The sequence below is a fragment of the Sphingobacterium daejeonense genome, from assembly GCF_901472535.1.
Taxonomy (GTDB): Bacteria; Bacteroidota; Bacteroidia; order Sphingobacteriales; family Sphingobacteriaceae; genus Sphingobacterium; species Sphingobacterium daejeonense.
This window is the reverse complement of the sequence record NZ_LR590470.1, coordinates 3,036,899-3,062,435: the sequence shown is the minus strand read 5'-3', so window position 1 is coordinate 3,062,435 and position 25,537 is coordinate 3,036,899. Positions and strand designations below refer to the sequence as shown.

The following is a 25,537-nucleotide window of genomic DNA, read 5'->3' as shown; positions in this document are numbered from 1 at the left end:
ATATAGACATAAGACATAAGACATAAGACATTAGAAATGGTAGAATTGCAAATAAATCCAGGAGATAGCGAACTATTTTTAATGTCTAGGACCTGAACTATTAACCATTAAAAGGCAAACTATTTATTCCTAATGTCTAGGATCTGGACTATAAACCATTAAAAGGCAAACTATTTATTTCTGAATTTAATCACCTCATAAATAAACCATTAAATAGCAACCTATTTATTTCTGAAGATTACCACCTGATCAATAAAACATTAAATAGCAGACCATCTATTTTCTTATGTCTTGTGTCTATTGTCTATTGTCTATTGTCTATTGTCTCAATTATACTTCCTCAACAGATTCTCAATAATTTTTGGATAGTGGGTATGTTCGAGCTGTTGGCCGTTGAATTTTATGATTTCGATGGTGTCTCCTGGTTCTATGCGGAAGCGTGCTTGGTGGATGATTTCACCTTCGTCAAAATTTTCGTTCACGAAGTGTATGGTAATTCCATGTTCTTCTTCTCCGGCTTCAAGTACAGCTTTATGCACTCGGTCGCCATACATTCCTTTTCCGCCAAACTTAGGCAATAAGGCCGGGTGAATATTAATGATTTTATTAGGGAAAGCTTTCAAAAGACTTTCTGGTACCAACCATAGAAATCCTGCAAGGACAACAAGATCGATCTCCAAACGCTTTAATAAGTTTACAATTTCATCAGTTTGATAGAAGTCGTGTTTGTCAAAGACATGGGTTGGGATTTCAAAATTGTCAGCACGTTGCAAGACATATGCATCCGGGTTATTACTTAATACTAAGGCAACTTCGGCACTGTCAGAATATTTAAAATGCTCCATGATTTTTTGGGCATTCGATCCAGAACCAGAAGCAAAAATAGCAATACGCTTTTTCACAGTGTGTTATAAATTGAAATATTAAACCTTCTTGTCCTGCAAATATAGCTGTTTTTTTGCAATAAATGGCCAGAATAAGAGTACTTTGAGGCATTTTTTGTTAGATTTAAGCTCATTTGAGTCAATTTTATTGCATTATGAAAAATTTTATCTCAACTATAATTTTAATTTTCACAATTGTTGGTGTTTTAAATGCTCAGGTTCCTGAAATCATGCCCTCGTTTTCAAAGTTTACCGATATGAATTCAGGGATGAAGGTTACCTCAGATTCCATCAATAAAGAACATACTCAAGTCTTCGTTTTGTTTGATCCCGGTTGTGGGCACTGCCAAGAATTAGGGCAGGGGATTGCTCAGTCCCTAGATGTAATAAGACCAGATGTAGATTTCTACTTCATCTCGATGCAAGAAAAGGCATTGGTGGATGGTTATATCAATATGTTTGCAAAAGGTTTGAAGAGTGATTCACGCGTAAGATTCCTATATGATCCGGAAGGCGAATTCATTCTGAATTTCCATCCCAAAAATTTTCCGTCGACCTATATTTATGAGGCTAAATCGCTACAAATTCTCAAACAATTTGATGGCGAAAATAAAGTTAATTCCTTGCTTCCTTTCCTTAAAAAACAGCAATAATAGCGCAGATATGGAATATTAGAGGATTTTCCTTTTTATTTCTAAAATTATCTTAATAAAACAAAGTGATATTATTTATTTAATTGTTTTCCTATATTTACGGTATCGAACAGTTTTTTAAAGAAAAAACTGTGCTTGATTGGTAGTAAGATATATGGAATCTAGGACTACAAAGCCGTTTAATGAATGATGTTTAATGTTTGAGCTTAATTTATGGGAAAAATTATAGCTCTACAGAAATGTTTTTAGAAGCAAATTAGTTTTCGGGAATGGTTAGGGAAATAACTGTTTCAGAAAGACGTTAAGTTGGTGGGTCATAGTCAGAATTGACAAGGCCTATGAAGAACTTAAAGAGCTAGCTATTAAAAATTATTTTCAACCTATATTAAACATTTTCACGAAATGATAGTCTTTGTGAATGTCAGCCAATAAGCAATATTAGAAAATTGTAAGGGCCAATTAATTTACAATTTGGTTGATGAATTACATTTATTTATGATTAACATTTATAAGGAGTTAAATTATCGTGATGAGGAAGCTTTTTCAGCAGTAGAATCATTGATTATGTCTCTTAACAATGGTCCACAAAAGGAGGTTATGTTAACTCATTTTCCTGCTTGGGTAACTATAGCGAAGGATTATATTCAAGCTAACTGGAACAAGCACATCACGTTGGACGAATTAGCAAGGCTATGTTCAGTCCATAAGGTTACAATATCCAAATATTTTGAGAAATATGCGGGTAGTACGGTTTTATTGTATCAGAGAAAGATACGGATGATTCGGGCAATGGAGTTAATCCAGTTGAACACACACTCTTTGACGGAAGTCGCCTTCTTGTGCGGATTTTCAGATCAAAGTCATTTCACTCGATACTTTAGGCAGATGATCGGATTTTTGCCTAAGGAATTGCAAAAGAACTGAAAGTGCTAATATCCTTCTATTATAAGGATACAGCAAGAGTTTAATTTGTAAGAAGTGATTGAATTTAATTGTTTAACATGAAAATACTACAAGGGAGTAGACTCCCGAAGCCAAATGGACATTATAGTACGGCAATAGTATCGAATCATTTCTTGTTTATATCTGGGCAGTTGCCAATTTCTTCTGATGGAACACATCATGAAGATGACGATTTTGAAGGGCAGTTTAATGTAGTGTTTCAAAATATTGAAAACATTCTGGTTGCTTCTTCAAGTAGTTTGCAGAAAATAGTTAAAGTGACAGCTTATATAAGTGACGCCAGCTTCTGGCCGCAGTTCAATGCTTTGTTTGCCGATTACATTGGTAAACATAAACCGGCAAGAACTGTAGTGCCAGTACCCGAATTACGTCATGGTTATAAATTGGAGGTTGATTTGATTGCAGAAGTATAACAAAAATTGCACACATACAATAAACCCGTATATTCCTTTCCGGAAAGTTGATTTGATCATCATATCTGAATGGATGGCGTAAGCCTACAGTCATGATACACTGAGAAAGATAGCGATGCGAAGGAAAGCGATTGGTTCTTGTCCATGAAAGAGAAGAACTAAACAGTGAAACAGGGGAGATAACCAGCATGGGAATCTCCCCTTTTCAATTTATTTTGTGGTCAAAACTTTTTCAAGTAGCTGCGTTCCAATTTTCCCTAATTGATTGCTAGAATTAGAAAGCATGATAACTACCGATTTTTCGTCAGGAACAAACCCTACGAATGCATTAGAACCTTCGGTTGCTCCGGTATGATGATAATAGATCACACCATCCAACATGTTCATGTGCCATGCTAAACCAATGTCACTGTTCGGTGGAACAAGGAATGTGAATTGTTTTGTAAGATTCATTGCACGTTGCACATCGTTCTCAGGGAAGGTTAATTGTGCAATCGTATAGCGTAAAAGATCATTCAACGTGGATTTTAATGCGCCAGCACCTGCAATGGCTTGGAAGTTCCAAAATGGAACTTGCTCTCCACTTTCTGAAAATGGTGCAGCAAAGTTTTTGTTCTTAGGATTTAATTTATCTCCAGTATTGGTCATCTCTAATGGAGTTAGTATTGTTTCTTTCACCAAAGTCATGTAGGGCTTTTTGGTGATCGTAGACAGAAGCTCACCTAATAAACCAAACCCCAGGTTGCTGTATTCGTATTCTGTGCCTGGTTCTTTTTCAGCTTTAAAATCCTTTAAGAAAGCGAATAATGCTTTCTTGTCATAAGCTGCATAAGGATCTTTTTCATTGAATTTCGGTACTTTATTCCAGTTACTAGCCAACCTTGGTAAGCCCGAGGTATGATTCGCCAACATTTTGAAAGTTATCTTTTGGATATCCGGATTTTGTGCCACCGTATCAGGAAGGAATTTCGAAATGCTGTCATCTAGTCCTATAACACCTTTATTAACTAGATCTGCAAGGAGAGTTGCAGTAAAAGTTTTTGTGACAGAACCTATTTCATAGACGGTATTTGCATCAGGAAGTGAATTGTTGCCTGGCGCTGTTTCGCCATAAAAAAAGGTGTTGATCTTATTTTGATGAATGACAGCTACTGCCAATGAATGTGCATTCCCATTTTTTGCGTAGCTTCTGGCCACTGAATCTACAAACAGATCCAAAGGACTCTTTGCTTCAACATTGCTGATAATCTCTTCTTTTTGAGGTTTCTCCTCAGCCTCATAAGGTTTAATCAAGAAAGTTGAATAATGCATGGTTGAATCAATACCAAGCAGTATGCTTAAGGTAGCTGATTCTAGTTCTACTTTATAAGTAGCGACTCCCTTTCCGAAGGCAGTTTTCGTAGCATTTTCAATCTTGCCTAGTTCAAATAACTGCTCAATGGTATTGTTCATCTTTTCACGGCTGATCTGTTCTTTGAACTCGTCAGAAGCGAGATTATAAATTGAATCGGCTTGTTTGGAATTGAAGAAAAACTCAATTCTATTAAATACCGCTCTATTGTTGTCTTCATCAATTGTCTGGGCATTAGCAATGCTAAAACAAGATAAGACAAGGATAATGAGTAGGTTGAATGCTTTAATTCTCATGCCCAAAAAATACAAAACAAATTATAAACCTATAACTTGCTTTAGTCTAGCATAACCTGATTTGCTGATATTTACTTTTTCACCGGATAAAAGAGTCGCTATGTAGCTGTCTTTTTCCATGGGTTCTATCTTTTGAAGTTGGTCCACCTTGACAATAAATGAGCGATGTACCCTGACATATTGTTTACCGTCCAATTGCTTTTCAAAGGAGCTCATGGTCTTATTCTTCAGAAACATGCCATCAGGGGTATGAATTTTTACATAATCGTCATACGCTTCCAAGAACAAAATCTGTTGAACGGGGATGATTTTTATTTGATTACCAGTTTTAACAACCACACGTTCTAAAGAGGTTTCCTCGTCCATAGATTCTTGCAACTTTGCTGAGTCTATCTTTGGTGCTTGTTGGGTGCCAAAGGTAGCTTTGAACTTTTCAATGGCTTTCTGAAACCTGTCCGGACGGATTGGTTTCAATAAGTAATCGATAGCATTCTTTTCGAAAGCTTTTAATGCATATTCGTCAAATGCTGTCGTAAAGATGATATGAGGCTGAGAATCCAATAGTTCCAACATTTCAAAACCAGTTAACTTAGGCATCTGTATATCCAAAAATACCAAATCAGGTTGGTGCTGTTGGATAGCCTTGACTCCTTCAAATCCATCGTTACATTCAGCGACAATCTGAAAATCAGGATGTTCATTCAAGTATTCAAGCACCATGCTGCGTGCTAACGGTTCATCATCTATAAGGATAGTCTTTATCATAACTGTGGTATTCTTAATGTGGATATAAATGTATTGCCATCTACTGAAGTCTGCAAGAGGTCAGTTCTGCCAAACAGGAGATATAATCTCCGCTGAATACTGGTTAGGCCAAAGCCAGTTCCTTTTTTCTGTTCTGGCTGATCCTGTTCAAAAGGATTGCTGATCTCTATACTGAGCAAATTGTTCTCCAATAGAATCTTAGTTTTTATAGTTACTTGATCGGTGACATTATAAAGCCCAAACTTAATGGCATTTTCAACAAGTGGTTGTAAGATCATAACGGGTATCTTGCCGCTCAGTACGTCCTCGTTGTATTCAAATTCAGTGCTCAAGCGATGCCCAAATCTTACTTTTTCGATGTCTAAATATAAGCTTAAATGATTTATTTCCTCTTCTACTGTTGTAAATTGCTTTTCATCTTTTCGCATGGTTCCTCTGAGGAAGTCAGATAATTGGAAGGTCATGTTCCTTGCTTCCGTAGGTTTGCTGCCAATCAAAGCGATGATGGAATTTAAGCTGTTGAAAAGGAAATGAGGCTGAAGTTGCTGTCTCAAGTTGTAAAGTTCTGCGTCACGAACCATTTTTTCGCTCTCATCTTTTCGTCTTTTATTAAAAACTAATTCTTCCTGTATGTTCCAAAAGATATTGATGGTCATGACACAGGTTATAATAAGGAAATTGATGACGAATCGAAAAGGGAGGCTGAAATCCAGGTAAACAAGATTGTCGTCTGGAGAAAGTTGGATGATCAATATGCGGACAATCAAAACACTGATTGCTGAGAAAATAGCCGCCATTGAAAAAAGTTTCCAGTAGTTTTTGTTGTTTGGCAGATAAAACTGTAGGGTACTGTAAATCAAATAGGATATACCCGTCATGGTCAAAGCGCCAATAATTGCATCATACGCTGCGGTTACCTTCGCAATATTGGACCACAATAATAAACCATAAACAATTAAGAAATATAAAACACAAATAATCCAAGAAGAGGCATGGATTACATAGCGTTTTGATTGTTCACTTAAGGGTTTTTGCATACCTAATACTAACTATTCTTAATCGTTAATCCACCAAATAATGAAGTTCCTGTGATGTAAATTTTTTTGTTCTCATCCGTTATAACCTCTATCATTGGTCTTCTATCATCAACTTCTCCAAAAATCGAAGAAATATTGGAATATACTTTCCAGTTGGTAGGAACGATGATTTTTGTGCTTCCAAATAATTGAAATGTATCAATTACAACAGGTTGTTTTAAATCTGCTTGCAGGAAGTTCAACTGGGTGCTCCCGAAAACTGAAGTTATATTTCCACCTAAGAAATTCTTTGTCAAGATTACTTTTTTAGTATCGCTAAAATAGTTGTCTACTTTAAGGTAGTTTTCGAAATCTGGCATAAAGTTTTTTCCATAATTCCTATGCACGCTATCAGTTTGTGCATAGGAATCATTAGGGTTTTGAGTACCAGTTGGACTCTGACCGCCATTATTATTTTGATAATCTTCTGTTACACGCTTGTCCCAGTCATACTCATCTTTCGGTGGAGTAGAAGGAGGTAAAGTAGGGGTGCTCTTGTTACGATTGATCAAGTAGAACCCTAAGGCAATTGCAGCAGCCGGGATAAGAAATCTACCTAAGTGGATATCCAACTCGTTCTTCAATAAAAATACTGAACCGATAATGATCAATACGATTGAAGATTTCTTTTCAAATTTTGAGTTGATACCGATGACCAAACCAATAATGATTAATATAGTTTCCCATCCGAACATCCAATTAGGGACAATATTTCCCATATTAAGGTTCTTAAAGAGGATAGCTACTCCTAAGAAGATAATTATAAATCCAACTAAGTTGGATGACTTGTTGTTTTTAGGAGGTTTTCCGTAATCTGTTTTTGTTGTTTGATTGTCCATGTCGTTGTTTCCTTTTGAATTAGTTTACTCAAAAGTATAGCGAATATAAGCATAGCAACAGAGCTAATAGGTCTCTTGGGCTATTTTTTCGGTGAAAGTCTGAAATTAATCGGTGAAAAACCTAAGAACTTTGATAATGTTATCTAATCTGGTGCAATATTTTAATTATTATAATAATAATTTTTAAATAAAATTTGGATGATTGAATTTAATTATTATATATTTATGACTGAAAATAGAGGGTTAAACTTAAATTTTATATTAATCTAATGGGAGATTTTGACAATAAAGAGCGTGAAGAGGTATTTTCAAAAAAGGTGAGAGCGGGAAAACGTACTTATTTTTTTGATGTGAAAGCCACTCGCTCAAACGATTATTATGTGACAATCACGGAAAGTAAGAAACGCTTTGAAGATGGACAGTTCATTAAGCACAAGATTTTCCTTTATAAAGAAGATTTCGAAAAGTTTGCTGAAGGACTTCAAGATGTTGTCGAGTATATCAAGGCAAATCAAGAAGTTGTTGAGAAAAGATATGAGCCAAATCAAGACGAAAATGGTTTTGAGAACAACGGCGAACTAGTACAAAAAGACAATTACTCTTTTTAATTTAGTTTTGAATACATTATTATAAGCCACTAATGACCTTAGTGGCTTTTTCTTTAAATATGTTACAGGCATTTTTTAGGAGATCATCTAGAATTTGCTATTTTCGGTGCATAAAAAACAAATTACTTTATAAACGTAATCAAATGAATAGACTGTTTTCTGTAGCTTGTCTTGCTCTGTTAATTGTATCAACAGACGTTGCAAGCGCGCAAACTAAAAAAATTATCCTTTGAGCAGGCTTGGGGAAGGACCCCATCATTAACCAAAACAATCAGCAAATTTGAAGGCTGGGCGGATGCCAACCATTATATAGAAAGATCCAATAACCAACTTTTTAAAGTCAATGTCAAAACTGGGAAAAAAGAAAGTTACTCTTATCCCGTAAATACCTCTACTAAAGTATTTGTTAAGGATAAAGATGTGTTCATCCAATATCCAGACGGACCGGCAAAACAGTTAACCCAATCTCCGGAAATTGAAGAACAAAATCCAACCTTATCCCCAGATGGTAAATATGTTGCTTTTACCAGAAAAAGTGATCTATATGGATTGGAAATTGAATCTGGCAAAGAAATAAGATATACGAATGACGGAACCGACGTAATATACAACGGTTGGTCATCTTGGGTATATTATGAAGAAATTTTAGGAAGACCCACTAACTACAGAGCTTTTTGGTGGTCTCCGAACAGCAAAGAAATCGCTTTTATGCGCTTTGATGACACCAAGGTACCTATGTTCCCCATCTATGTTTCAAAAGGACAACATGGCTATCTGGAAGAAACAAGATATCCAAAAGCTGGTGACCCTAATCCAGAAGTTAAAGTCGGTTTTGTAAAAGCTGAAGGATCTCCAATTGTATGGGCAGACTTTAACGAAAAAGATGATCAATATTTTGGACAGCCATATTGGAGCTTTGATAGTAAATCCATTATGGTTCAATGGATGAACAGGGACCAAACTAACCTGAAATTTTATGCTGTAAATCCTTCAAACGGACAGAAATCTGAAATTTACAATGAAGAACAACCTACATGGATCAATCTAGATCATGATGAGCGAATCACTTATTTGGCAGATAACAAACATTATATTCTGAAATCTGACAAGACAGGGTGGGCGCATTACTACCTGTATACTCTTGACGGAAAATTAGTGAATCCTATTACTTCAGGAGATTGGCAAGTAACATCGATCGAGAATATCGATGAAAAAGGCAAAGTTCTATATTTCACTGCTAGAAAAGAGAATTCAGCAACAAGAGATCTGTATAGAGTTGGATTTAATGGAAAGGACTTGAAAAGATTAACTTTTGGTGATTATACCCACAATGTACTGGTTTCTCCTGATGGGAAATATTTCATAACCAATTACTCCAATATCACAACTCCTAATAAAGTGGCTTTAGTAGATAATAAAGGAAAAGTTGTGAAAGAATTAGCAGATAGTAAAGCAGATGACTTTGATAATTATAAAGTTGCAAAACGTGAATATATCACTATTCCATCTGAAGATGGAAAATTTAATCTGCCTGTTATCATTACATATCCAACTGATTTCGATGAGACCAAAGAATATCCTGTTATCATGAGTATTTATGGTGGGCCTGATGCGGGTTCTGTTCGCAATACCTGGAAAGGAACCAATGGAGAATATTGGTCTCAAGAGGGTGTTATACAAATTGAGGCTGACCATAGATCTTCTAGTCATTTTGGAAAACAAGGTGTTGCCTGGATGCACAGAAACCTAGGCAACTGGGAGCTTGTGGACTATATAACTGTAGCAAAATGGCTGAAAGCTAAACCTTGGGTTGCCAAAGATAAACTATTGATCACAGGACATAGCTATGGTGGCTATATGACGTGTCTGGCATTGACAAAAGGTGCAGATTACTTCGACTTCGGTATCGCTGGGGCTCCGGTTACTAGTTGGGAATTATATGATACCCACTATACCGAGCGTTGGATGGATACACCACAAGCAAACCCTGAAGGTTATAAAAATGGTTCTATATTACCGTATGTAGATCAATATAAAGGTAGATTGCGCATCATGCACGGTGACTTGGATGACAATGTTCATTTGCAAAATACAACTCAATTGGTAGACGCTTTAACCGATAGAGCAGTACCTTTTGAGCTGATGATTTATCCTGGAAGCAGACATGGTTTCAACCGGTCGAAAAGTGCTTACGACTTCAAGGAACGCACTAGATTTTATTACCAATATCTATTGGAAAAACCTGTGCCCGAGAATTTAAGATAAGAAATGTTAAAAAAGGCTAAGAAAGTATATGAGGGCACTGAAAAAGTCCCCTTTTAGAATGGGCTAAAAAAAGGAGTGGAAAACAACAGTTTTCTGCTCCTTTTTTCGTATCTTAAAGTAGGCTTTAACGGACATCAGGATGCTTTCTACCCAACAAAAAATTCAGTTCAGTTCCTATTCGGGATTGTACGATATCATTGTTCCAAAAGACAATCTACTTCGCAAAATCAACGATCTTATCGATTTCAGTTTTATACATGAGGAACTTTTGGAGAAGTATTGCCAGACCAATGGGCGTACAGCAGAGAGCCCCATCAAGATGTTCAAGTACCTTCTGTTAAAGACGATCTACACCGTTTCGGATGTTGATGTCGTTGATCGTTCCAGATATGACATGTCCTTTAAATACTTTCTGGAAATGGCCCCTGAGGAGGATGTGATCAATCCAAGTTCGCTCACCAAATTCCGTAAGCTACGGTTAAAGGACATGGACCTGTTGAACCTGTTGATCAATAAGACCGTAACGATCGCTCTTGAAAAGGGTATTATAAAATCAAGGTCCATCATCGTAGATGCCACACATACCCATTCCAGATCGAACCCATACACAGCACAGGGAGTGCTAAAGGAACGATCCAAGCTGTTGAGGAAAGCAATATATCAGATCGATGAGGACTACAAAGGGCGCCTACCACAAAAGAACGAGTCCAACGACCTGGACCAAGAGCTTGCCTATTGCAGGGAATTACAGAGAGTGCTGGATCAGGATCAATCTATCAGTGAAATACCGGCTGTAAAAGAGAAGTTGAACCTGTTGAAGGAAACCATCGAGGACACAAAGGAATACTATCTGCTCTCAAAAGATGGTGAAGCCAGGCTTGGACATAAATCAATGGACAGTAGTTTCTTTGGCTATAAAACACATCTGGCAATGACCGAGGAACGCATCATCACAGCAGCGGTCGTTACTACAGGCGAGAAAGGTGATGGTCCGGAACTGCCCCGATTATTGGAGATCAGCCAGCAGAATGGAATGGAAGTGGACACGATTATAGGCGATGCCGCATATTCTGGAAAGGACAATCTACGGCTGGCAAAAGAACAGAACATTGATATCATCGCTAAATTGAAACCGGCAGTCAGCCAGGGATCCAGGAAAGAAAGCGATCACTTTCACTACAATAAAGATGCGGGGATGTTTGTCTGTCCGGCTGGCCATCTAGCAATCCGGAAGGCCCGTCAGGGCAAAAAGAACATAGGTAAAAATCAAGCAGACACGTATTACTTCGATGTGGATAGATGTAAGGTTTGCCCTCTCAGGGAAGGATGTTATAAGGATGGGTCAAAAACAAAGACCTATTCGATAACCATTAAATCCGAACTCCATAAAGAGCAGATGGCTTTCCAGCAAACCTATCATTACCGGAGCAAGTCTAAGGAAAGGTATAAGATCGAGGCAAAGAACAGTGAGCTCAAGAATGTCCATGGTTATGGAAGAGCAGATTCCTATGGCATCCAAAATATGGAAATGCAGGGTGCAATGGCCATCTTCACGGTAAACTTGAAAAGAATCCTGAAATTGATCTAAAAAGGAGGAATATTACCTCAAAATCAATGGATTTGAGATTCTGAAAGCCTAAATAGCCACTCATGGTCGATTAAACCTTCAATAAAACCATTAAAAAACAAATTTTCAGAAATCCTTAGAACAAAAATGACCGAGTAAGATAAATCCTGTACTCAGTCATTTCTTTAAATCTCATTAAAAAGTTGAGACTTTTTCAGTGCCCTCAAGTATATTCTTAGCCTTTTTTTATTCGTTTGAGCCTACAAATAATTGCTTCCAACAAAAAAATTATCATATTTGCAATATTAATTAAGACATGCTAGATTTTCTCAAAGACATTACATTTAAAGCCAACGACGTTGTGTTAAGAGCAGTAGATATCCTCATGAGGAATTATATTTCTATTGCCGGGTTGTGCTTTTTGCTTTTTGTGACTTCAAATCTGTCTTCATTCCTAGCCTTGTACTTAGATTCTTCTAATTACTTTATCAAAGTACTGCTGCTGCTGGTCTTTGTTGGCCTTTATTTTGGCTTACAATTGGTATTGTTGAAGCGCACAATATTCTTGGCAAAAGATGAAAAAGCCATGTCTTTAAGGATTATCTACCTACCGTTTCGCAATTCTGCTATTATATAGTAGGGCTATTGTTTTATAGTCTGATAGCTTTTGTGGTTTATTTGATTATGTATGTATTGTTGTTCCCATTATTGTTCTTAGGAGTCAATATGCAGACTGTTCAAACAGAAGTGCATCCGTTGCTAACGGGATTGGTTATGATGTTCATCCTGATCAGAATCACATTCTTCCCATTTTTTATTTTAGAAAACGGATTTAATACGTTTAAATCATACAGGTTTAGCTTGGCAATGACCAAAGGTAACGTATTGACACTATTAATAATTATTGCTATTGTCGCATCTACCCACCTATTGCAGATTGCTGCAGAATATTTAGGATACTCCTTAGTATCATGGATTTTGAGCCTAATCAATGCTTTTGTCATTATTCCGGTTGTCGGTGTAGTCATGTCAATTGTGTATATTGATATGATGAAAGCATATAAAGGAGGATCCGATCCATCGGTAATCGACAATATCATTTAACACTAATAAGTTTTGAGTAAAAGAAAATTAGCCATATTAGGTTCTACAGGAAGTGTTGGTACACAGACTTTGGAAGTAGTAGAACTTTATCCCGATCACTTTTCTATTACCGTATTAACTGCTGGCAAAAATGCTGACCTGTTAATCCAACAAGCACTCAAATTCAAACCTTCGGCAATTGTTGTGAGCGATAAAAGCGCTTATGAAAAAGTTAAGGATGCTTTGGAAGGTAAAGGTATAGAGGTGAATTTTGGAGAAGAAGCATTAATTGATGTTGTTCAAAGAGATGATATTGATATTGTTCTTACTGCAGTGGTTGGTGCGGTTGGATTGAAACCAACTGTTGCTGCCATTGAAGCCGGAAAAGACATTGCCCTTGCAAATAAAGAAACTTTAGTCGTGGCTGGTGAATTAATCACCAATCTGATAGAAAAGAACAACGTCAAGTTATTGCCAGTTGATTCAGAGCATTCAGCAATTTTTCAATGCTTGGCAGGAGAAGAAGAAAATCCAATTGAGAAGATTATCCTTACTGCATCGGGCGGCCCTTTTAGAGGGATGTCCAGGAATGATTTGGTTTCAGTGACCAAAGTGGAAGCTTTAAAGCATCCAAATTGGAGCATGGGAGCTAAAATTACCGTCGATTCAGCATCATTAATGAACAAAGGTTTGGAAGTCATTGAAGCAAAATGGCTGTTCGGATTGGAGGCTGACCAAGTAGATGTCATTATCCATCGTCAATCCATCGTCCATTCATTGGTTCAATTTGAAGATGGTTCTTTAAAAGCTCAAATGGGGCTTCCAGACATGAAGCTCCCGATTCAATATGCCTTAACCTACCCAAAACGATTCAAAAATGATTTTCCACGTTTTAATTTCTTGGATTATCCAACCTTAACTTTTGAACAGCCTGATATGGAAGTGTTCAAAAATCTTAAGCTGGCTTACCAAGCATTGGAAGCGGGAGGTAATGCACCATGTGTTTTAAACGGTGCCAATGAAATTGTTGTGGAAGCATTCCTGAATGATCAGGTAGGGTTTTTGGAAATGAGCGATATCATTGAAGAGACATTGTGTCAGGTGAAATCCCAAAAAAACGTTAAGTTTAGAGGATTATCTGCAGTACGACCTTGAAAGTAGGACTGTGGCACGAAGTTTAATAGATCGTAATAATAAAAAGTAAATTAATAACAAAAATATAATAGATGGGAATTGTAATCATGGTTGGGCAGGTCCTTTTAGGCTTGTCTTTATTAATCATCTTGCATGAGCTTGGGCACTTTTTGGCAGCTCGAGCATTCGGCATCAAGGTAGAAAAGTTCTATCTTTTCTTTGATGCATGGGGTGTGAAATTATTTAAATTCAATTATAAAGGTTGTGAGTACGGTGTAGGTTGGTTACCTCTGGGCGGTTATGTTAAGATCGCAGGTATGATCGATGAATCGATGGATACTGAACAGATGAAAGGAGAACCTCAACCTTGGGAATTCCGTTCAAAACCAGCTTGGCAAAGACTGATCGTCATGTTGGGCGGTATCATCGTCAATGTTATTGTCGGTATCCTCGTGTTTTGGATGCTAACCTTTAAATATGGTTCGACTGACTTCGATAATAATCAGTTGTATGGTGTAAAACCAGGGATCATTGGAGAAAAGATTGGTTTGAAAGATGGTGATAAAATATTAGCTGTCAACGGTAAAAAAGCTAATTTGTTCTTTCAGGACCTTATGACATCGGATGTATTGATGGGTGAAGCTGTTCTAACTGTTGAACGTGCTGGACAACAAATGCAAATCACGCTTCCAAAAGACATTTTAAACGATGTTTCGGAACATAAAAAGAACGAATTGGTTCAGCCTATGTTCAAAATGACACCTGTGAATCTGGTGGAGAAAAATAGTAGGGCAGATAAAATGGGGTTGCAAGTAGGAGATAGCATTGTTTCTATCAATGGTGTTCAAGTACAGCAATTAGATGAATTCAAATCTCAGGTAACTGCCAATAAAAATAAAGAAATCAATTTGGAAGTTATTCGTAATGGTAGTCCTGTAACATTAAAGGCAGCTGCTGATACTTCTTCTGTCTTAGGATTCAATAATTTTCCTTTAGTTCAGCATCAATATGGTTTCTTTGAAGCTTTACCTATAGGAACTAAAAAGGCATTTTCTGTAATTACCGACAACATCAAAGGTTTTGGTAAAATATTTAAAGGTGAAGTTCGTGCAGATAAGGCATTGTCTGGCCCAGTAGGAATAGCGACTATGTTTGGTACTGAAGTAGACTGGTTGAGATTTTGGAGCTTGGTAGGTATGCTTTCAATGGCATTAGCATTTATGAATATGCTTCCTATTCCAGCATTGGATGGTGGGCATGTGATTTTCTTGTTGATAGAAATGATACAAGGAAAACCATTGAGTGACAAATTCTTAGAAAAAGCTCAAATTGTGGGTTTCTTTATAATCGTCGCCCTGATGATATTTGTTTTCGGAAACGATATATTTAAACTGACAAAGTAAGATTAGAATTGAAAATATATAAGAAGGTGTCTAAAAAGGCACCTTCTTCTGTTTTATAGCTTTCTGGAGCTCCATTATAATTTCATGAGCAATATTAGGCTGCAAGTCGATGTTTTGTACTTTTCAGCATGTTGATGGCTTGATTTATCGCAAACAGGGAGTTTTTGCCACCTGGTTTACCGATAAAAGCTTTGTCTTTCCACTTTTTTGCCCATTTTCTGAGGTTATGGGCAATGGCCATCAAACCGAATTCCACAGCGACCTTCTCCAGACCTTTCATTGTGAACCGGGTAAACCTGTTGTTGCTTTTCATCTGACCGAAAACGGCTTCCACTTCTATGGGTCGCTTGCTCCGATGGTACATTCCCTCTTCCGACAGCAGTCTTTCCCGGGCTTTAGCCTTGAGCTTATTGAGCCTGTGGTTCACTTCAATGAGCCGATCGCCTGTAGCTTTATGGCACCCACTCCGCATCGGGCAGCCTTCGCATCGCCGAGCCTGGTAAGAGCTGACCCGGGCAGTGTATCCGTTGGCACTGACTCTGGTTGCATGACCGATAAAGCTGAGCTTCTGTCCGGCCGGACATACATAATAGTCATCCTGCTGGTTGTAATATAGGTTCTGTACCGAGAAAGGATACTGTTTATGCTTGCGCTTCTGTTCCATATGGAAGTAATTGTACTTCACAAAAGCGGTTATACCCTGTCCTTCCATCAGCTCGTAGTTCTGCTCGCTACCATATCCGGCATCTGCGACGATGGATTCACTCTGTTTTCCGTAATGGGACTCAAAGCCTTCCAGGTGTTCGGGCAGGGTTGTGGTATCTGCGGCCGTTTGATGGATGCTATAATGGGTGATGAACTGGTCTTCGGTGCTGATCTGGGTATTGTAGGCCGGTTTAAGCTGGCCATTTTTCATGTGGTCCTCTTTCATCCGCATAAACACGGCATCGGTATCGGTCTTGCTATAACTGTTGCGATCTCCCAGTACTTCCAGTTGCTCCTCATATTTCTGCAATCGGGGCAGATAGTCGTCTTCAAGCTTCCTCAGCTGCCTATCGGTGGATCTATCCACTCCTTTGAGCTTGGCATTGATCGCTCTGATCTTTTCCTTCAGCTGGGCACTATCGATGGCCTTGCTGACTTGCTGATCCCCTAATGAAGATTGGTCCTGGCTGATCTGTGCATCGATATCCGAAAGGACCGAAGCGATGTTCGCCTCCAGCTTTACCTTGTTCTTCTCGATCGATCTCTTCCAAACGAAGGTATAGCGACCGGCGGCCGATTCGATCTTGGTACCATCTACATACTGGACTTTCAGGCTGACATACTCCATTTCATGCAGCATCCGAACGATACTGGCAAACAGCTCCTGTATCTGTCCCTTAAGACGCTTTCCCCTGAAATAATTGATCGTACGGTAATCCGGCGTACTGTTGCCCGAAAGCCACATGAAATGGATGTTCTCGTGCAGGGCGCGCTCGATCTTGCGGCAAGAATAGATATTGCTCAGATACGCGTAGAACAGTACCTTGATGAGCATCCTGGGATGGAAACTGGTCGTGCCTCCGCCTTTATACTGACGGATGATATGTTCCAGATCCAACTGGTCAACAACCTGACTCACCAAACGAACCGGATGGTTCAAGGGGATACGGTCTAAAATATTCTCAGGAAAAAGACTCGGACTATTGGATGGAAGCGCTTTGAATTGTATGTTTGCCATATTGTTTTTTGGGTGCACCTTAAGATACAAAATCTTGAGGACAAAAAACAGAAAAACCCCGCCATTTTTTAATGACGGGGTTATTTTTTTAAGAGACCTTTTTAGACAGCCTTTTTTTTGTTGATTTCGGGAATAATAAATTAAAAAACTATTGTTTGCGAATTAAAATAATTTGTACCTTTGTCTCCCAATAAAATGAAAGAGACCTTTTACCCAATAGCATCCGTTCAAGTAGTAACTACTTTAAGTCAATCTATTAATTGATATGTTAGCCCGTTTGGGCTTTTTTTATGTTTGGGAGTTAAGGAGATCAATCATTAAATTTGAGAATACGTTTTAACTAAAGATAAGAATGACCAACTACAGCAAATTGCCAGCAATTTTAGTCCTTGAGGATGGGACAGTTTTCCATGGTAAAGCAGCAGGTAAGATCGGTACGACAACAGGCGAAATCTGTTTCAATACGGGTACTACTGGCTACCAAGAGATCTTTACAGATCCTTCTTATTATGCACAGATCATGGTGACAACCAATGCACATATTGGTAACTATGGTATTGATGGAGAAGATGAGGAATCTAAAAAAATTCAGATTGCAGGGTTAGTTTGTAAGAACTACAACATTAATTATAGCCGTAAGATGGCTGATCAGTCTATTCAAAATTACTTCGAAGAAGAAAATTTGGTAGGTATTTCGGATATCGATACGCGTTCATTGGTACGCCATATTCGTAGCAAAGGAGCGATGAATGCTATTATCTCATCCGAAAACTTAGACGTTGAGTCTCTTAAAGCTGAATTGGCGAAAGTGCCTTCTATGGCAGGATTAGAGCTTTCATCAGCAGTATCTACAACTGAACCTTATTTCTACGGTGAAGAAGGTGCTCCAACTCGTATTGCAGTGCTTGATCTTGGTATCAAGAAGAATATCTTGAGAAACTTTGACTCTCGTCAAGTTTATGCTAAGGTATTCCCGGCAAAAACTACTTTCGCTCAAATGGAAGAGTGGAACCCAGATGGTTACTTTATTTCCAATGGTCCTGGTGATCCAGCAGCAATGGACTATGCTATCCAAACTGTAAAAGAAATCTTAGCTGCTGATAAACCAATGTTCGGGATTTGTCTTGGTCACCAAATCTTAGCATTGGCAAATGATATAAGGACTCAAAAAATGCATAATGGACACAGAGGTATCAATCACCCTGTGAAAAATATAATCGCAAATAAATGTGAGATCACTTCTCAAAACCATGGTTTTGGTGTTGTGGCAGAAGATATCAAGAATTCTGATAAAGTTGAAATTACACACATCAACTTAAATGATGATTCTATTGAAGGTATCCGCGTGAAAGGGAAGAACGCATTCTCGGTGCAATATCACCCTGAATCTTCTCCTGGTCCACACGATTCAAGATATTTATTTGATGACTTTATAGCCATGGTAAAATCATAAGTAAAAAAAATTATTTAGAGCTGCATTCACATCGGATGCAGCTTTTTTGTTTCTTATAACCTAAATCTGCTACGATAATTTAATTTTTATAAGAAGTAAGGCTTATCACTTAGATTTTTTCATATTTTTGATATAGTAATAATAATTATTATATTAGTGTCTTAAATACACTAAGTAAGATATTTAAATAAACCACACAAAAATGAGCTTGATAATTGACGTACATGCGCGCCAGATTTTAGATTCGCGCGGAAATCCTACGATAGAAGTTGATGTAACAACCCAAAATGGTTTTGTTGGCCGTGCAGCGGTTCCATCTGGAGCTTCTACAGGTGCACACGAAGCTGTAGAATTACGCGACGGTGATAAGAAAAAATACCTAGGTAAAGGTGTTTTGAAAGCTGTTGAAAACGTAAATACTAAAATCGCTAAAGCTTTAGAAGGTGTAGACGTATTTGAACAAAATGCAATCGACAAATTAATGATCGATTTAGATGGTTCTGAAAACAAAGGTAAATTAGGTGCTAACGCTATTCTTGGTGTTTCTTTAGCAGTAGCTAAAGCAGCAGCACAAGAAAGCCGTCAGCCATTATATCGTTATATCGGTGGTGTAAATGCTAATACACTTCCTCTACCAATGATGAACATTGTAAACGGTGGTGCTCACTCGGATGCCCCAATCGCTTTCCAAGAGTTCATGATTATGCCTGTAGGCGCTGAGTCCTTCTCTGAGGCTTTGCGTTGGGGTGCTGAGGTTTTCCATAACTTAAAGAAAATCCTTCATGACCGTAACTTGTCTACAGCAGTAGGTGACGAAGGTGGTTTCGCGCCAACTTTCGAAGGTACTGAGGATGCTATCGAAACAATTCTTGAAGCTGTTAAAAAAGCTGGTTACAAACCAGGAAAAGATATCTGTCTAGCTTTAGACTGTGCTTCTACAGAATTCTTCGTAAAAGGAAAATATGACTATGCTAAGTTTGAAGGTAAAGGTGGTGCTGTTCGTACAATCGAAGAACAAGTAGATTACCTTGCTGAATTAACTGCTAAATACCCTATCATCTCTATTGAAGATGGTATGGCAGAAGACGATTGGAAAGGATGGAAATTATTAACTGAGAAAATCGGTGACCGTGTACAATTAGTAGGTGATGATTTATTCGTTACAAATACTAAGCGCCTTCAAGAAGGTATTGATAAAGGTATCGGAAACTCAATCCTAGTTAAAGTAAACCAAATCGGTTCATTGACTGAAACAATCAATGCTGTTCACTTAGCACAAACTAATGGTTATACATCAGTAATGTCACACCGTTCTGGTGAAACTGAAGACACTACCATTGCTGACTTAGCTGTAGCTTTAAACTGTGGTCAAATTAAAACAGGTTCTATCTCTCGTTCTGACCGGATCGCGAAATACAACCAGTTGTTACGTATCGAAGAAGAATTAGGCGCTAACGCAAAATTCACCGGAAAAGATTTTAAATACGCTCCGAAAAAATAATTGCTTTTTAAAGCATGAAAGGGAACCAATTGGTTCCCTTTTTTATTTTTCAACATTGGTTAATTTAATTATTTGAATAAGCTCTTTCGAAACTTGTATTGTTCATCTTAAATTAGTTATCTTTAACCGAATTTAAATTGCTTTGTACAAGCCTATGGAACGTTTCATTAATACTATCCGTAATCAATATCTTATCGCTGGTGTAGCATTCCTAGTGTGGATGTGCTTTTTCGACCGATATGATATAACTACCCAATATAATTTTCAAACTGAAAAAGCTAAATTGGAACAGGAAAAAGAGTATTATACCAATGAAATCGAAAGCATCTCGCAATCTATTAAAGATGTACAATTCAACCAAAGTGAAATACAACGCATAGCACGCGAAAAATATAAAATGAAGAAAGATCAGGAAGATATATATATCATAACTGAGGTAGAGGCACCAAAAAATTAACACCTTACGTTAAACTAAAAAAGCTCGGAAATTAATTCCGAGCTTTTTTAGTTTAATATTTTTATTGAGTCTTGACCAACGAGATTTCCTGATAGGTGTCTGAAATTGCAAAAATCCTATAACCATGGTCGTGCAGCTGCTTAAAGAATTTTTTACCCTTTTCAAGTCCGTCATCAAAAAAGCGTTCATGAGTTTCGACCAAAATCTGTTTTATGGGTATTCCAGAATTTAAAATCCCTTCCATCACTGCATATTCAGACCCTTCTATATCCATTTTTAACACATCGATGTGGCGATGGCCCAATTCGTTGACAATATCCTTAAATTCCTTTAAAAGAACTTCTACAGCATTGCTCTCATCCACTAGTTTATGGCCATAAACACTGCCAGAGACATGTTCTTTGTTCTTGGGAAGATTGAAAGTTACTGTGCCAGTCTTTTCACCTATACCAAACGGATGGAAATAAAACTGCTCAGGTGTATTGTTGTTTTTAATATAGTTGATGGATTTTGGGGTAGGGTCGAAGCCATAAACCTTGGAGCCATGTTTTTCAATGATTGCCTTGTCAAATGAAATGTCCTCACCAATTCCGAAAGAATAGACTATGGCATTGTCAGGAACTAAAGTTGGATCCACATAAAAACCACCATATCCATTGCCGTACCATTGTTTCTGACGTTTTTCTTCTATATCAATAAATGCAATTTTACCTATTCTTGCTTTTACCCAATACTCAAGTCTTTTAAGTTTATCGTTTCTTTCCATTCTTTAAGGTAGATATTATTAAATATACCCAAAAAATAGAAAAATACTAAACTTCTGAAATTGCATTTATAATATCATATTGTGTGATAATATTTATCCTTCCAAAACTGTCTTCAACAAGCACTGCTTGCGTGTCTTTATTGATTAATCCTGATATTTTATCAATTGATGTATTTAAGTCTACGAAAGGAAATGGTTTGGTCACGATTTCTTCCACTGCAGATGACTTTAACGAAGGATTTTCTAATAATGCCGATAATATATCCGATTCTGTCACTTTTCCGATAACCATACCTTGTTGTGTTACAGGTATTTGGGAGATGTTCAGTGACTTCATGATATTGAAAGTCTCTACTACAGTTTGATTGGCGTCAGCAGTGATGATCGCTTGTTCACCACGCTTCTTAAGAATTGATTTAGCGGTTAATTTCTCGTCTTCTAGGAATCCTCTTTCTCTTAACCAATCTTCATTATACATTTTGCCCATGTATCTTGATCCATGGTCATGGAAGATAACGACAACGACATCATCATCTTTCAAATTAGCGCCTAATTGTAACAAGCCTGCCAAAGCAGCTCCGGCAGAATTGCCTGCAAAGATCCCTTCTTTTCTTGCCAAGTCTCTGGTCATTAAGGCCGCATCTTTATCGGTCACTTTTTCAAATAAATCAATGACATCGAAATCAACATTTTTTGGCAAGAAATCTTCACCAATACCTTCTGTTATATAAGGGTAGATTTCATTCTTGTCGAATATGCCTGTTTCTTTGTATTTTTTGAAAATTGATCCAAAGGTGTCGATTCCCCAAACTTTGATATTCGGGTTCTTTTCACGAAGGTATTTTGCTGTTCCAGAGATGGTACCTCCAGTTCCGACTCCTACTACTAGGTGAGTGATTTTACCTTCTGTCTGTTCCCAGATTTCAGGCCCTGTCTGTTCGTAATGAGCTTTAGAGTTAGAAAGATTGTCATATTGATTGGCCTTCCATGCATTGGGAACTTCTTTTTCTAACCTGCTGGATACGGAATAATAGGAGCGAGGGTCCTCCGGATCTACGTTTGTTGGGCAAACAATTACCTCCGCGCCAAAGGCACGAAGGGCATCAATTTTTTCCTTAGACTGCTTGTCTGTCGTGGTAAAAATACAACGATAACCTTTTACAATGGCAGCCATTGCCAAGCCCATCCCAGTGTTTCCTGAAGTTCCTTCTATTATCGTTCCTCCAGGTTTCAAAAGTCCAGCTTCTTCAGCATCCTCAATCATTTTCAAAGCCATTCGGTCTTTGATTGAATTTCCAGGATTGCTGGTTTCTATCTTGGCTAATATTGTGCCTTTTAAGTGTTGTGTTATCTTGTTTAATTTAACCAATGGCGTATTGCCAATGGTCTCAAGTATGTTATTGTACCACATAGGTGAAAAATCTGTTCTGTTTGTTTGTTGTCTACTACAAAAGTAGATATTTTTTAGAACTTCAGGTGTTTAACTGTTAGACCGTTGTTGATTAATTGTTTAAGTGCATCAATACCAATCTTAACATGAGTCTCGACATAAGATTTAGTCACTGTCACATCAGATCTTTCCGTCTTTACGCCTTCAGGTACCATAGGTTGATCTGAAACCAATAATAAAGCTCCTGTTGGGATTTTGTTGGCAAAACCAACTGAGAATATAGTCGCCGTTTCCATGTCGACAGCCATTGCCCTAATGCTTTTTAGGTACTTCTTGAAAGTCTTGTCATGTTCCCAAACTCTGCGGTTTGTGGTATATACAGTTCCGGTCCAAATAGTCACGTGAATGGTCGCGGATTGTGGTAGAGATTGCCTTTTGCAATGCGAAAGCAGGTAACGAAGGTACTTCCGGTGGTAAATAATCATTTGAAGTTCCCTCACCACGGATAGCAGCTATCGGTAGGATCAATTCACCGACATCAATTTTCTTCTTCAATACACCTGTTTTCCCTAGGAATAAAACTGCTTTAGGATGGATAGCTGTCAATAGGTCCATCACTGTTGCTGCTACTGGTGATCCCATACCAAAATTTATAATAGTAATACCATCAGCAGTACAGGTTTGCATAGGTTTATCCTCGCCCATTATTGGTGCATCATCGTGCATTTGGGAGAAAAGTTTTACATAATTGCTGAAATTGGTTAACAAAATATATTCGCCAAACTCATCAAGAGGTCTTCCGGTATATCTTGGAAGCCAATTGTTCACAATATCTTCTTTTGTTTTTAATCCTGCCTTAATTGGAGAGTTTACTTCTTCTACATTTTCAACTTTTTCGTCTTTCTTCTTTGTCATAATTTCATCCTTTCTTAATAATGTGCTAATACAAAAAACCCTCGCGTGATAGGCGAGGGTTTAGGTTTTTTTATGCTACTTGCAATTTTTTGAAGTCTGTTTTTGCAAATTTGTTCTTCGCGTAATCCAGCGTTATCAGCAAGGTCTTATCATCTGAATTGTCCTTATTGCTCGGTGTTTCGAACATGGCATCCAGCATGATGGCCTCACAGATGCTCCGCAGACCGCGGGCACCGAGTTTGAATTCCCAAGCTTTATCAACAATGAAGTCGTAAACCTCAGGCTCAAAAGACAATTTAATGCCTTCATATTCAAACAACTTAATGTATTGTTTTACCAATGCATTTTTAGGCTGGGTAAGGATATTAAGTAATGTTTCCTTATCCAATGGATTTAAGTGCGTAAGAACTGGTAAACGACCGATTAACTCAGGGATCAATCCGAAGTTCTTTAAATCCTGCGGAGTGATATATTTATATAAGTTATTCAAGTCAATTTCCTGATCCTCATCTTTCATTTTATAACCAACAGTTTGAGTTCTCAATCTGTTCGCAATTTTCTTTTGGATGCCATCAAAGCACCACCACAAATAAACAAGATGTTACTTGTGTTTACCGAAATCATCTTTTGATTCAGGATGTTTACGGCCGCCTTGAGGTGGTACATTTACATTTGTTCCTTCTAAGATTTTCAACAATGCTTGTTGAACACCTTCTCCGGATACGTCACGGGTAATTGAAGGATTGTCGCTTTTTCTGGCGATCTTATCAATCTCGTCAATATAAATGATACCTCTTTCAGCAGCTGCTACATCGTAATCTGCTGCTTGCAGCAACCTGGTTAAGATGCTTTCAACATCTTCACCCACATATCCTGCTTTCAGTCAAAACAGTTGCATCCACGATACAAAATGGTACATTTAATATCTTAGCAACAGTTTTGGCCAACAAAGTTTTACCAGTACCAGTTTCTCCTACGATAATCAAGTTGGATTTTTCGATCTCAGTTTCATCAGAATCGACACGTTGGTTCAAACGCTTGTAGTGGTTGTAAACCGCCACAGAAATAACTTTCTTTGCGTCATCTTGACCAATTACGTACTGATCCAAATGTTCTTTGATCTCTTTTAGGACGAATTAACTTAAGAGCAGTTTGAATAGATTTATTCTTGCGTTGCTTAAGCTCTTCCGCTAAAATCTCCCCAGCTTGTTGCACACATCTGTCGCAGATATGCGCACCATCACCCGCAATAAGCATTTGCGCTTCATTCTTACTGATTCCGCAAAATGAGCAATGGATATCTCTATTGTTCGATTTACTCATTGTTTTTATTTTGTTTCTTTCTTAGGTAGCAATACCTCATCTATCATACCAAATTCTTTGGCTTCTGAGGCGCGCATCCAATAATCACGGTCTGAAGATTTCTCAACCCATTCATACGTTTGGCCGGAATGATCAGCAATGATTTTGTATAACTCTTCTTTTAATTTCAACATTTCACGTAAGTTGATCTCCATATCAGATGCTACTCCTTGTGCACCTCCTGATGGTTGATGAATCATAACGCGAGAGTGACGTAACGCAGCACGTTTTCCTTTAGCTCCTGCTACCAACAAAACGGCACCCATAGACGCTGCCATACCTGTACAGATAGTGGCTACATCGGGTGAGATATATTGCATCGTGTCGTAAATTCCTAAACCTGCATAAACACTTCCTCCTGGAGAGTTAATGTAGATCTGAATGTCGCGTTGTGCATCTGTAGATTGTAAAAACAATAATTGTGCTTGAACAATATTTGCTACTTGGTCATTGATGCCGTCACCTAAAAAGATAATACGGTCCATCATCAAGCGTGAAAACACGTCCATCTGCGCAACATTCAATTGACGCTCTTCAATAATGTAAGGAGTCAGGTTGCTTGGAATTTGTTGCTGTAATCTAGAAATGTAACCATCTACATGTTGGCTTCCAATTCTATGATGCTTGATAGCATACTTTCTAAATTCGTTTTTATCTATATTCATGTGTT

The 25,537-nt window shown here is 37.9% G+C and carries 21 protein-coding genes and 3 pseudogenes; 13 read left to right on the top strand and 11 right to left on the bottom strand.

The genetic code is table 11. From position 1 onward, the window contains the following. Window positions 1-326: 326 nt before the first annotated feature. Window positions 327-902: a phosphoribosylglycinamide formyltransferase gene (purN, locus tag FGL31_RS14835; RefSeq protein ID WP_138092544.1), complete on the bottom strand. Its 576-nt coding sequence runs from the start codon at window positions 900-902 to the stop codon at window positions 327-329. A gap of 137 nt (window positions 903-1,039) precedes the next feature. Here purN and FGL31_RS14830 point away from each other — a divergent pair, with 137 nt between their 5' ends. The 3 genes from FGL31_RS14830 to FGL31_RS14820 all read left to right on the top strand — a co-directional run bounded on the left by FGL31_RS14830 (window position 1,040) and on the right by FGL31_RS14820 (window position 2,913). Further along, entirely contained in the window at window positions 1,040-1,537 is a 498-nt protein-coding gene (locus FGL31_RS14830) for a hypothetical protein (RefSeq protein ID WP_099370176.1), read from the top strand. Between the two features lie 495 nt (window positions 1,538-2,032). Beyond that, window positions 2,033-2,461 (top strand): helix-turn-helix transcriptional regulator, encoded by a 429-nt coding sequence (locus tag FGL31_RS14825; protein ID WP_099370177.1) that lies wholly within the window; start codon window positions 2,033-2,035, stop codon window positions 2,459-2,461. A gap of 77 nt (window positions 2,462-2,538) precedes the next feature. Further along, window positions 2,539-2,913, top strand: coding sequence for a RidA family protein (locus FGL31_RS14820; RefSeq protein WP_138092542.1), 375 nt, complete (start codon window positions 2,539-2,541; stop codon window positions 2,911-2,913). A 210-nt stretch (window positions 2,914-3,123) separates the two neighbouring features. Here FGL31_RS14820 and FGL31_RS14815 read toward each other — a convergent pair whose 3' ends face one another. The 4 genes from FGL31_RS14815 to FGL31_RS14800 are packed head-to-tail and all read right to left on the bottom strand — an operon-like array spanning window position 3,124 to window position 7,240. Then, a complete protein-coding gene (locus FGL31_RS14815) occupies window positions 3,124-4,560 on the bottom strand; it encodes a serine hydrolase (protein ID WP_138092540.1) in 1,437 nt (478 codons plus the stop codon). A 21-nt stretch (window positions 4,561-4,581) separates the two neighbouring features. Continuing rightward, window positions 4,582-5,325 carry a LytR/AlgR family response regulator transcription factor gene (locus FGL31_RS14810; protein ID WP_099370180.1) on the bottom strand — a complete coding sequence of 248 codons (744 nt, stop codon included), beginning with the start codon at window positions 5,323-5,325 and terminating at the stop codon, window positions 4,582-4,584. After that, window positions 5,322-6,362: a sensor histidine kinase gene (locus tag FGL31_RS14805; protein ID WP_138092538.1), complete on the bottom strand. Its 1,041-nt coding sequence runs from the start codon at window positions 6,360-6,362 to the stop codon at window positions 5,322-5,324. The genes FGL31_RS14810 and FGL31_RS14805 overlap by 4 nt, the downstream gene beginning before the upstream one ends. A gap of 8 nt (window positions 6,363-6,370) precedes the next feature. Then, window positions 6,371-7,240 carry a LiaF transmembrane domain-containing protein gene (locus FGL31_RS14800; RefSeq protein WP_138092536.1) on the bottom strand — a complete coding sequence of 290 codons (870 nt, stop codon included), beginning with the start codon at window positions 7,238-7,240 and terminating at the stop codon, window positions 6,371-6,373. 269 nt (window positions 7,241-7,509) lie between these two features. On the opposite strand from FGL31_RS14800, the gene FGL31_RS14795 reads away from it, so the two are divergent. From FGL31_RS14795 to rseP, 7 genes are all read left to right on the top strand, one after another. Then, a complete protein-coding gene (locus FGL31_RS14795; protein ID WP_093098970.1) occupies window positions 7,510-7,848 on the top strand; it encodes a DUF3276 family protein in 339 nt (112 codons plus the stop codon). Between the two features lie 198 nt (window positions 7,849-8,046). Next, window positions 8,047-10,113 carry a S9 family peptidase gene (locus FGL31_RS14790; RefSeq protein WP_232046784.1) on the top strand — a complete coding sequence of 689 codons (2,067 nt, stop codon included), beginning with the start codon at window positions 8,047-8,049 and terminating at the stop codon, window positions 10,111-10,113. Between the two features lie 139 nt (window positions 10,114-10,252). Next, window positions 10,253-11,701 carry an IS1182 family transposase gene (locus FGL31_RS14785; RefSeq protein WP_138091549.1) on the top strand — a complete coding sequence of 483 codons (1,449 nt, stop codon included), beginning with the start codon at window positions 10,253-10,255 and terminating at the stop codon, window positions 11,699-11,701. 295 nt (window positions 11,702-11,996) lie between these two features. Next, window positions 11,997-12,317 carry a hypothetical protein gene (locus FGL31_RS14780; protein ID WP_138092533.1) on the top strand — a complete coding sequence of 107 codons (321 nt, stop codon included), beginning with the start codon at window positions 11,997-11,999 and terminating at the stop codon, window positions 12,315-12,317. Between the two features lie 32 nt (window positions 12,318-12,349). Then, a complete protein-coding gene (locus FGL31_RS14775; RefSeq protein WP_138092531.1) occupies window positions 12,350-12,784 on the top strand; it encodes a hypothetical protein in 435 nt (144 codons plus the stop codon). A 12-nt stretch (window positions 12,785-12,796) separates the two neighbouring features. Further along, window positions 12,797-13,918 carry a 1-deoxy-D-xylulose-5-phosphate reductoisomerase gene (locus FGL31_RS14770; RefSeq protein WP_394366148.1) on the top strand — a complete coding sequence of 374 codons (1,122 nt, stop codon included), beginning with the start codon at window positions 12,797-12,799 and terminating at the stop codon, window positions 13,916-13,918. A gap of 71 nt (window positions 13,919-13,989) precedes the next feature. Next, window positions 13,990-15,300, top strand: a complete 1,311-nt coding sequence (rseP, locus tag FGL31_RS14765) for an RIP metalloprotease RseP (protein ID WP_099370186.1) — start codon at window positions 13,990-13,992, stop codon at window positions 15,298-15,300. Window positions 15,301-15,502: 202 nt separating this feature from the next. Here the strand turns inward: rseP and FGL31_RS14760 are convergent. Then, window positions 15,503-17,023, bottom strand: a pseudogene (locus FGL31_RS14760) (IS1182 family transposase); the annotation flags it as partial. 352 nt (window positions 17,024-17,375) lie between these two features. Between FGL31_RS14760 and carA the strand changes: the two are divergent. From carA to FGL31_RS14745, 3 genes are all read left to right on the top strand, one after another. Continuing rightward, window positions 17,376-18,476 carry a glutamine-hydrolyzing carbamoyl-phosphate synthase small subunit gene (carA, locus tag FGL31_RS14755; protein WP_099370187.1) on the top strand — a complete coding sequence of 367 codons (1,101 nt, stop codon included), beginning with the start codon at window positions 17,376-17,378 and terminating at the stop codon, window positions 18,474-18,476. Window positions 18,477-18,678: 202 nt separating this feature from the next. Next, entirely contained in the window at window positions 18,679-19,977 is a 1,299-nt protein-coding gene (gene eno / locus FGL31_RS14750; RefSeq protein WP_138092529.1) for a phosphopyruvate hydratase, read from the top strand. Window positions 19,978-20,131: 154 nt separating this feature from the next. Then, window positions 20,132-20,434, top strand: coding sequence for an FtsB family cell division protein (locus FGL31_RS14745; RefSeq protein WP_099370189.1), 303 nt, complete (start codon window positions 20,132-20,134; stop codon window positions 20,432-20,434). Between the two features lie 61 nt (window positions 20,435-20,495). Here FGL31_RS14745 and FGL31_RS14740 read toward each other — a convergent pair whose 3' ends face one another. From FGL31_RS14740 to clpP, 5 genes and pseudogenes are all read right to left on the bottom strand, one after another. Beyond that, window positions 20,496-21,200 (bottom strand): FkbM family methyltransferase, encoded by a 705-nt coding sequence (locus tag FGL31_RS14740; RefSeq protein WP_138092527.1) that lies wholly within the window; start codon window positions 21,198-21,200, stop codon window positions 20,496-20,498. 46 nt (window positions 21,201-21,246) lie between these two features. Then, window positions 21,247-22,611 carry a pyridoxal-phosphate dependent enzyme gene (locus FGL31_RS14735; protein WP_138092525.1) on the bottom strand — a complete coding sequence of 455 codons (1,365 nt, stop codon included), beginning with the start codon at window positions 22,609-22,611 and terminating at the stop codon, window positions 21,247-21,249. Window positions 22,612-22,664: 53 nt separating this feature from the next. Beyond that, window positions 22,665-23,295, bottom strand: a pseudogene (locus FGL31_RS25925) (AMP nucleosidase). A gap of 280 nt (window positions 23,296-23,575) precedes the next feature. Continuing rightward, a pseudogene (gene clpX / locus FGL31_RS14725) lies at window positions 23,576-24,828 on the bottom strand (ATP-dependent Clp protease ATP-binding subunit ClpX). A gap of 5 nt (window positions 24,829-24,833) precedes the next feature. Further along, the gene (gene clpP / locus FGL31_RS14720; RefSeq protein ID WP_099370194.1) at window positions 24,834-25,532 is read right to left on the bottom strand and encodes an ATP-dependent Clp endopeptidase proteolytic subunit ClpP; all 699 of its coding nucleotides are present in this window, start codon (window positions 25,530-25,532) and stop codon (window positions 24,834-24,836) included. Window positions 25,533-25,537: the final 5 nt, after the last annotated feature.

What these genes read in the sequence shown, in the direction of transcription:
- FGL31_RS14805 (WP_138092538.1), bottom strand. Translation starts at nt 6,362, where the DNA reads ATGCAAAAACCCTTAAGTGAACAATCAAAACGCTATGTAATCCATGCC.
- eno (WP_138092529.1), top strand. Translation starts at nt 18,679, where the DNA reads ATGAGCTTGATAATTGACGTACATGCGCGCCAGATTTTAGATTCGCGC.
- FGL31_RS14745 (WP_099370189.1), top strand. Translation starts at nt 20,132, where the DNA reads ATGGAACGTTTCATTAATACTATCCGTAATCAATATCTTATCGCTGGT.
- FGL31_RS14820 (WP_138092542.1), top strand. Translation starts at nt 2,539, where the DNA reads ATGAAAATACTACAAGGGAGTAGACTCCCGAAGCCAAATGGACATTAT.
- clpP (WP_099370194.1), bottom strand. Translation starts at nt 25,532, where the DNA reads ATGAATATAGATAAAAACGAATTTAGAAAGTATGCTATCAAGCATCAT.
- FGL31_RS14800 (WP_138092536.1), bottom strand. Translation starts at nt 7,240, where the DNA reads ATGGACAATCAAACAACAAAAACAGATTACGGAAAACCTCCTAAAAAC.
- FGL31_RS14735 (WP_138092525.1), bottom strand. Translation starts at nt 22,611, where the DNA reads ATGTGGTACAATAACATACTTGAGACCATTGGCAATACGCCATTGGTT.
- FGL31_RS14825 (WP_099370177.1), top strand. Translation starts at nt 2,033, where the DNA reads ATGATTAACATTTATAAGGAGTTAAATTATCGTGATGAGGAAGCTTTT.
- rseP (WP_099370186.1), top strand. Translation starts at nt 13,990, where the DNA reads ATGGGAATTGTAATCATGGTTGGGCAGGTCCTTTTAGGCTTGTCTTTA.
- FGL31_RS14815 (WP_138092540.1), bottom strand. Translation starts at nt 4,560, where the DNA reads ATGAGAATTAAAGCATTCAACCTACTCATTATCCTTGTCTTATCTTGT.
- FGL31_RS14740 (WP_138092527.1), bottom strand. Translation starts at nt 21,200, where the DNA reads ATGGAAAGAAACGATAAACTTAAAAGACTTGAGTATTGGGTAAAAGCA.
- FGL31_RS14785 (WP_138091549.1), top strand. Translation starts at nt 10,253, where the DNA reads ATGCTTTCTACCCAACAAAAAATTCAGTTCAGTTCCTATTCGGGATTG.
- carA (WP_099370187.1), top strand. Translation starts at nt 17,376, where the DNA reads ATGACCAACTACAGCAAATTGCCAGCAATTTTAGTCCTTGAGGATGGG.
- FGL31_RS14780 (WP_138092533.1), top strand. Translation starts at nt 11,997, where the DNA reads ATGCTAGATTTTCTCAAAGACATTACATTTAAAGCCAACGACGTTGTG.
- FGL31_RS14810 (WP_099370180.1), bottom strand. Translation starts at nt 5,325, where the DNA reads ATGATAAAGACTATCCTTATAGATGATGAACCGTTAGCACGCAGCATG.
- FGL31_RS14830 (WP_099370176.1), top strand. Translation starts at nt 1,040, where the DNA reads ATGAAAAATTTTATCTCAACTATAATTTTAATTTTCACAATTGTTGGT.
- FGL31_RS14795 (WP_093098970.1), top strand. Translation starts at nt 7,510, where the DNA reads ATGGGAGATTTTGACAATAAAGAGCGTGAAGAGGTATTTTCAAAAAAG.